This window comes from Methylobacterium sp. DB0501 (assembly GCF_011043735.1).
GTDB classification, from domain to species: domain Bacteria; phylum Pseudomonadota; class Alphaproteobacteria; order Rhizobiales; family Beijerinckiaceae; genus Methylobacterium; species Methylobacterium alsaeris.
Genome location: NZ_JAAKGV010000017.1, coordinates 192,759 through 199,298 on the forward strand (window position 1 = coordinate 192,759; position 6,540 = coordinate 199,298).

At 70.0% G+C, this 6,540-nt stretch carries 6 protein-coding genes; 2 read left to right on the plus strand and 4 right to left on the minus strand.

The window, feature by feature from the left end:
* Window positions 1-224 precede the first annotated feature (224 nt).
* The 3 genes from G4G93_RS23880 to acnA form a co-directional block, all read right to left on the minus strand.
* Window positions 225-917: a metal ABC transporter permease gene (locus G4G93_RS23880; RefSeq protein ID WP_165087919.1), complete on the minus strand. Its 693-nt coding sequence runs from the start codon at window positions 915-917 to the stop codon at window positions 225-227.
* Between the two features lie 113 nt (window positions 918-1,030).
* Complete coding sequence (locus G4G93_RS23885; protein WP_165087922.1) at window positions 1,031-1,336, minus strand: hypothetical protein; 306 nt, start codon at window positions 1,334-1,336, stop codon at window positions 1,031-1,033.
* Window positions 1,337-1,481: 145 nt separating this feature from the next.
* Window positions 1,482-4,181 (minus strand): aconitate hydratase AcnA, encoded by a 2,700-nt coding sequence (acnA, locus tag G4G93_RS23890; RefSeq protein ID WP_165087925.1) that lies wholly within the window; start codon window positions 4,179-4,181, stop codon window positions 1,482-1,484.
* 387 nt (window positions 4,182-4,568) lie between these two features.
* On the opposite strand from acnA, the gene ccmA reads away from it, so the two are divergent.
* Together ccmA and ccmB are read left to right on the plus strand one after the other, a co-directional pair.
* Window positions 4,569-5,216, plus strand: a complete 648-nt coding sequence (ccmA, locus tag G4G93_RS23895) for a heme ABC exporter ATP-binding protein CcmA (protein WP_165087928.1) — start codon at window positions 4,569-4,571, stop codon at window positions 5,214-5,216.
* The gene (gene ccmB, locus G4G93_RS23900; protein WP_165087931.1) at window positions 5,216-5,884 is read left to right on the plus strand and encodes a heme exporter protein CcmB; all 669 of its coding nucleotides are present in this window, start codon (window positions 5,216-5,218) and stop codon (window positions 5,882-5,884) included. Before ccmA ends, ccmB begins: the two co-directional genes overlap by 1 nt.
* A gap of 3 nt (window positions 5,885-5,887) precedes the next feature.
* Here the strand turns inward: ccmB and G4G93_RS23905 are convergent.
* Window positions 5,888-6,540 (minus strand): BrnA antitoxin family protein (locus tag G4G93_RS23905; protein WP_165087933.1); only part of this gene is annotated, 653 nt, incomplete at its 5' end.

A 6,540-nucleotide genomic window follows, 5' to 3' on the forward strand; every position in this document is an offset into this window, starting at 1 on the left:
GGGCGAGGCAGTTGCGCCCGATTTTCAGGCATTTCCCTGCAGCAAGAGCGGCCCCGCGCGGTGGCACGGGGCCGCCATCGGCGGTTCTCCTGCGTCATACGATGTCCGAGCGATGCGGAAATCGGCTTCGCTCAGGCGCGCGGAGCGAAGCTCCGCCGTCCCGGGCCGGCGATACGATGTCCGGAAGAATCGTCCGGATATCGTTCGTCCCTCCGGTCTGCGCCTCACATCGGCGGCGTCAGGCCGTCCTTGCCGACCGAGATGCTGCGCGCCTCGAGCCGGTCGCCGTCGCGGACAGCCGCGGCGAAGACCTTGGCGCCGGGCTTGAGCACGGCCCGGTCGGCGGGTTCCAGCGTCACGATCGGCGTGCCCGGCGGCACCGCGACGGCGAGGGTCTGGCCCTTGTAGGAGACCGTGAGGGTCCGGGGACCGGTGCCGCCGCCGGCAGCCTTGCCGCCCGCGACGGTGCCGTTGGTCATGGTGGTCTCGACCTCCGGTGCCTTGACGGTCCCGTTGGTCATCGTCGTCTCGACCGGGCCGCTCGCGGCGCCGTCCGGCAGGCGGTCCCAGGGGTAGTGGCCCTCGCCGGAGCCGCGCAGGGCCTCGGGGAAGATCAGCACTTCGAGGGCCACCGGCGGATCGCCGGGACCGGCGCCGGCCTTGGCGGCGGTGCCGATGAAGCTGCCATCCTTGACCTCGTCGAGACTCGCCGGCGCCAGCTGCGACACCCGCGTCCCGGGGGCGAGGCGCACCGTCTCGGTCGTGCCGGCACGGGTACGGATGGTCACCGCGTCCGCCTCGACGCGCTCGATCGTGCCGCGCAGGCGCTCGACCTGCGGGGCGGCCCGGGCGACGCCGAAGGGAGCGCCGGCCGCGAGCGTCAGGCCGGCGGCCGCGATCGTCCTGAGAAGGGTCATGGAAACTCCGGGGACCGAACAGGGGCTCGCGATGCGCGGGAACCCCGCCCGGTTATGGTTCGCGCCGGCGTCGCCGCACCATCGTCTCGCGCAGACGTGATCGCGCGAGGGGACTATTCCTCCTCGGTCTCCTCCGGCTCCAGGGTCGCCTTGACGGTGTCGAGCACCCGCCGGGCGAGGTCGGAATCCGGGTCCTCGCGGGTCAGCGCGTCCTCCAGCATGGCGAGGAAGCCGCCGAGCTGGTGGCGGTAATGGTCGGAATCGACTCCGCGCAGGATGCCGGCGACGAAGCGCACCGCCATCTGCAGGGCCACCTGCTTGGCGGCGACGTCGGATTGCGCCTCGGAGAGCCGGGCGATCATCTCGCCGTGGCGGGCCGAGAGCGTCGTCAGGCCGTTGATCTTGTCGTCCGGGCTCATCGCAGGCTCTCACGAGAACAGGAAGGGGGCCTCTCCCGCCGGAAAGGCCCCCGTCGTGGTGGCGGTTCCCGGGGACCCTGTCACGGGCCCCCGGGTGTCCGGAACCTCTCCCTCCGGCTGTCATCCGTGGGGAGAGGACCAATCCCTACGCCGCGAGCTGGCGCAGCACGTAAGGCAGGATGCCGCCGTTGCGGAAGTACTCGAGCTCGTCGAGCGTATCGATGCGGCAGGTCAGCGGGACCTCCTTCACCGAGCCGTCGGCCGAGGTGATCTTGGCGGTGAGCGTCTGGCGCGGCTTCAGCTCGCCGGCCAGGCCCTCGATCGTCACGGTCTCGTCGCCCTTCAGGCCGAGCGAGGCCCAGGAGGTGTCGCCCTGGAACACCAGCGGCACCACGCCCATGCCGACGAGGTTCGAGCGGTGGATGCGCTCGAAGCTCTCGGCGATCACCGCGCGGACGCCCAGCAGCTTGGTGCCCTTCGCCGCCCAGTCGCGCGACGAGCCGGTGCCGTATTCCTTGCCGGCGAACACCACCAGCGGGGTGCCCTCCTGCTCGTAGCGCATCGCGGCATCGTAGATGAACATCCGCTCGCCCGACGGCTGGTAGAGGGTGTAGCCACCCTCGACCACGTTGCCGGACTCGTCGCGCACCATCTGGTTCTTGATGCGGATGTTGGCGAAGGTACCCCGCATCATGACTTCGTGGTTGCCGCGGCGGGTGCCGTACTGGTTGAAGTCCTGCACCCGGACCTGGTGCTCCTGCAGGTAGTGGCCCGCCGGAGACGCCGCCCGGATGTTGCCGGCCGGCGAGATGTGGTCGGTGGTGATCGAGTCGAGGAACAGGCCGAGGATGCGGGCATTGACCACGTCCTCCACCGGCTTCGGAGTCTTTTCCATGCCGACAAAGTAGGGCGGGTTCTGGACGTAGGTCGAGCCGCCGTTCCACGCGAAGGTCTCGGCCTCGGTGACCTCGACGTCCTTCCAGTTCTGGTCACCGCCGAACACGTCGGCGTAGCGCGACTTGAACAGGGTCGAGGTGATGTTGGCCTCGATGAAGGCCTGGACCTCGGCGGTGGAGGGCCAGATGTCCTTCAGGTAGACGGGCTTGCCGTCCGAGCCGGTGCCGAGGGGCTCCGTGGTGATGTCGACCTGCATCGAGCCGGCGAGCGCGTAGGCGACGACGAGCGGCGGCGAGGCGAGGTAGTTCGCCCGCACGTCGGGGTTCACCCGGCCCTCGAAGTTGCGGTTGCCCGAGAGTACCGCGGCGGCCACCACGTCGTTGTCGTTGATCGACTTCGAGATCGCCGCCGGCAGCGGACCCGAATTGCCGATGCAGGTGGTGCAGCCGAAGCCGACGAGGTTGAAGCCGAGCGCGTCGAGGCTCGATTGCAGGCCGGCCTTCTCCAGGTACTCGGCGACGACCTGGGACCCGGGGGCGAGCGAGGTCTTCACCCAGGGCTTGGAGCGCAGGCCCTTGGCGACCGCGTTGCGGGCCAGCAGCCCGGCGCCGATCATCACGCTCGGGTTCGAGGTGTTGGTGCAGGAGGTGATCGCCGCGATCACCACGTCGCCGTGGCCGATGTCGAAGTTCGCGCCCTCGACCGGATAACGCTTGGCGATGTCGGCCGCTCGTCTGAACTCGGTCTCCATCGACTGGGCGAAGCCGGGCTTGGCGCCGTCGAGGAGCACCCGGTCCTGGGGCCGCTTTGGGCCGGCGAGCGAGGGCTTCACGTCGCCCATGTCGAGTTCGAGCGTGTCGGTGAAGACCGGGTCCGGGGTGGTCGCGTCGCGCCACATCCCCTGCGCCTTGGCGTAGGCCTCGACCAGGGCGATGCGGTCGTCGGCGCGGCCGGTGACCTTCAGGAAGTCGATGGTCTTCCGGTCGACCGGGAAGAAGCCGCAGGTCGCGCCGTATTCCGGCGCCATGTTGGAGATCGTGGCGCGGTCGGCGACCGACATGTCGTCGAGGCCCGGGCCGTAGAACTCCACGAATTTGCCGACCACGCCCTTCTTGCGCAGCATCTGGGTGACGGTGAGCACGAGGTCGGTGGCGGTGGTGCCCTCGGGCAGCTTGCCCGACAGCTTGAAGCCGACGACCTCGGGGATCAGCATCGATAAAGGCTGGCCGAGCATCGCGGCCTCGGCCTCGATGCCGCCGACGCCCCAGCCGAGCACGGCGAGGCCGTTGACCATCGTGGTGTGCGAATCAGTGCCGACGAGCGAATCCGGGTAGGCCACCTCGGTGCCCTCGAAGGGCTTGGTCCACACCGTCTGCGACAGGTATTCGAGGTTGACCTGGTGGCAGATGCCGGTGCCCGGGGGCACGACGGAAAAATTGTCGAAGGCCGACTGGCCCCACTTCAGGAAGGTGTAGCGCTCGCCGTTGCGCTCGTATTCCAGCGCCACGTTGTCGGCCAGCGCCTTCGGGGTGCCGAACTCGTCGACGATGACCGAGTGGTCGATGACGAGATCGACCGGGACGAGCGGATTGATCTTCTGCGGGTCGCCGCCGAGCGCCACCATGGCGTCGCGCATCGCCGCGAGATCGACCACCGCCGGCACGCCGGTGAAGTCCTGCATCAGCACGCGGGCGGGACGGAAGGCGATCTCGACCTCGGTCTTGCCGCGGTTCTGGAGCCAGCCGACCACGGCCTCGATGTCGGCCTTGCGGACCGAGCGATCGTCCTCGTAGCGCAGCAGGTTCTCGAGCAGCACCTTCATCGAGAAGGGCAGGCGGCTCGCATCCGGCAGGCCATTCGTCTCGGCCTGGGGGATCGAGTAGATGGTGTAGGTCTTCGCGCCGGCCTGGAGGGTCTGGCGGGCCTTGAAGCTGTCGATGGATGCCACGGCGTGGTCCTCGCGAGGGGTTGTCGAACACGGCACAGGCAGGGCCTGCGCCACTCCAAAGTGTTCGGCCGGATGCGCTGCGGGGTCGGTCCTGCTTGACGCAAGGAACGCGCCCGTTAGCCGCCCGCCCACGCCTGAAGGCGGGAATCGGACGGTGCGCGCGCCGCCCCGGGGGTGCCCGGACTGGGATGCGCGAAGGACGGTTTGGACGCCTCTGAAGGTCGCGCGGCGCAGCCGGGGATGCGTATAGAACACTTCGAAACTGGCCGCTACGGGTCTGTCGGCGGCGCAATCGGTCATTCTCGCCGGGGCAGCCATGGCGTAAACGCGGACCGCCCTCCCCGCTTCGCCCCCCAGTCGGAGACCCCTGTCCGTGGATCCTTGCCCTTGCGCCTGATCGCCGAGGACCTCGCCTGCCGGCGCTCCGGCCGCCGCATCTTCGCCGGCCTGTCCTTCACCCTGGAAGCCGGCGAGGCGCTGACCGTCACCGGCCGCAACGGGGCCGGCAAATCGTCGCTGCTCGCCATCCTGGCTGGGCGGCTGCGGCCGGAGGCCGGGCGCCTCAGGGCCGAGGCGGTGGGCGAGCGCACCCTCCCCGAATGCCTCCACGTCGTCGGCCACCGCGACGGGCTGAAGGGCGCCTTGACCGCCGAGGAGAACCTCGCCTTCGCCCGCGACCTTTTGGGAGACGCCGATCTCGCCCCCCGCGAGGCGCTTGCCCGGCTGGGCCTCGCCCACGCCGCGGGGCTGCCGGTGGGCTATCTCTCGGCGGGCCAGCGCCGGCGCGTCGCGCTCGCCCGGCTCCTCGTCTGCCGGCGGCCGCTCTGGCTCCTCGACGAGCCCACCGCTGCCCTCGACGTCGCCTCCCAAGCCGCGCTCGCCGGGCTGATGCGGGGGCATCTGGCGCAAGGCGGCCTCGTCATCGCCGCGACTCACCAGGCGCTCGGCTTAGGAGACGCCCGGGAGCTGTCCGTGGAAGCCTTCCGCACCGGCCGGTCCGAAGCCGCCGCCGATCCCTTCGCGGAGGCTGTCTGATGGGTCGCGCCTTCCTGGCGGTGGTCGCCCGCGACCTGCGGCTCGCCGGCCGCATCGGCGGCTCGGGGGCCCTGTCCCTGGTGTTCTTCCTGATGATCGTCGCCCTGGTGCCGTTCGGCCTCGGGCCCGACCTCAACCTGCTGGCCCGGATCGGCCCCGGAATCCTGTGGATCGCCGCGGTGCTGGCGACCCTGATCGGCCTCGACCGGCTGTTCCAGGCCGACGAGGAGGACGGCTCCCTCGATCTCCTCACCGGCGCCCCCGCCCCGCTCGAACTCCTGGTGCTGGCCAAGGTCACGGCGCACTGGCTCACCACGGGCCTGCCGCTGGCGCTCGCCACCCCGCTGTTCGGGCTCCTCGTCGCCTTGAGCCCTGCCGGCATGGCGGCCACCAGCCTGACGCTCCTCGTCGGCACCCCGGCGCTGACCTTCATCGGCGCCGTCGGCGCGGCGCTCACCGCCTCGATCCGGCGCGGCGGCCTGATCCTCGCGGTGGTGGTGCTGCCGCTGATGGTGCCGACCCTGATCTTCGGCGTCTCGGCGGCGGATGCGGCTTTGGGCGGGACCGTGCCGTTCACGACGCCGCTGGCGATCCTCGGGGCGCTCAGCCTGGTGGCCGGGGTGGTCGGGACGCTGGCGGCGGCGGCGGCGTTGCGGTGGGGGGAGTAGGGCTCAGGCGGCCTTCCGCGTCCGGGCCGCCTCGGGCAGGACATCGTGCATGCGTGTCTGCCAGCCAGGTCCGGTCGCCTTGAAGGTTTCCAGAACGTCCGGATCGATTTGCGGCGAGATCGGGACACGCTTCGCGGCCGCTTTCGGCCGGCCGGCGCGGCTGGTGAAGGCTGCGGCCGTCTCGGTGGGCATGTTCCCGGTTCCTGGGCAGGCGCTAATCACGGTACACGACTCAGGTGGCCGAGCGGCGTTTTGGACAGCTCTGGGCCCACCATGTCGCGGCGTCGTGTGGGGCATAGATGAGGGCGTTGCGCAGGGCGTCGAGGCCGGTGCGGAACCAGGATTTCTGGCGCCGGCCATGGGCCTTTCGGGGGCATGGGCCTTTCGGGGGATGGAGCGCAACCCCATCGTGGCGGTCGCGGTTTTGTAGACCCAGGTCATCGCCAGCGTCAGGATGACTACCAGCAATTCGATCTTGGCCGGATCGGTCAGGTGGGTATCTTCCAGGTTGAGGCCGCGGGCCTTGGCATCGCCAAACAAGCATTCGATCCCCCAGCGTCGCCGATAGAGCTGGAGCGCACGTTTGGGTTTGGCGGTGTTGGTCATGACGATCAACCATTCGCCGCTGGCCAATCGCTTGGCTGCCAGCTTCACGG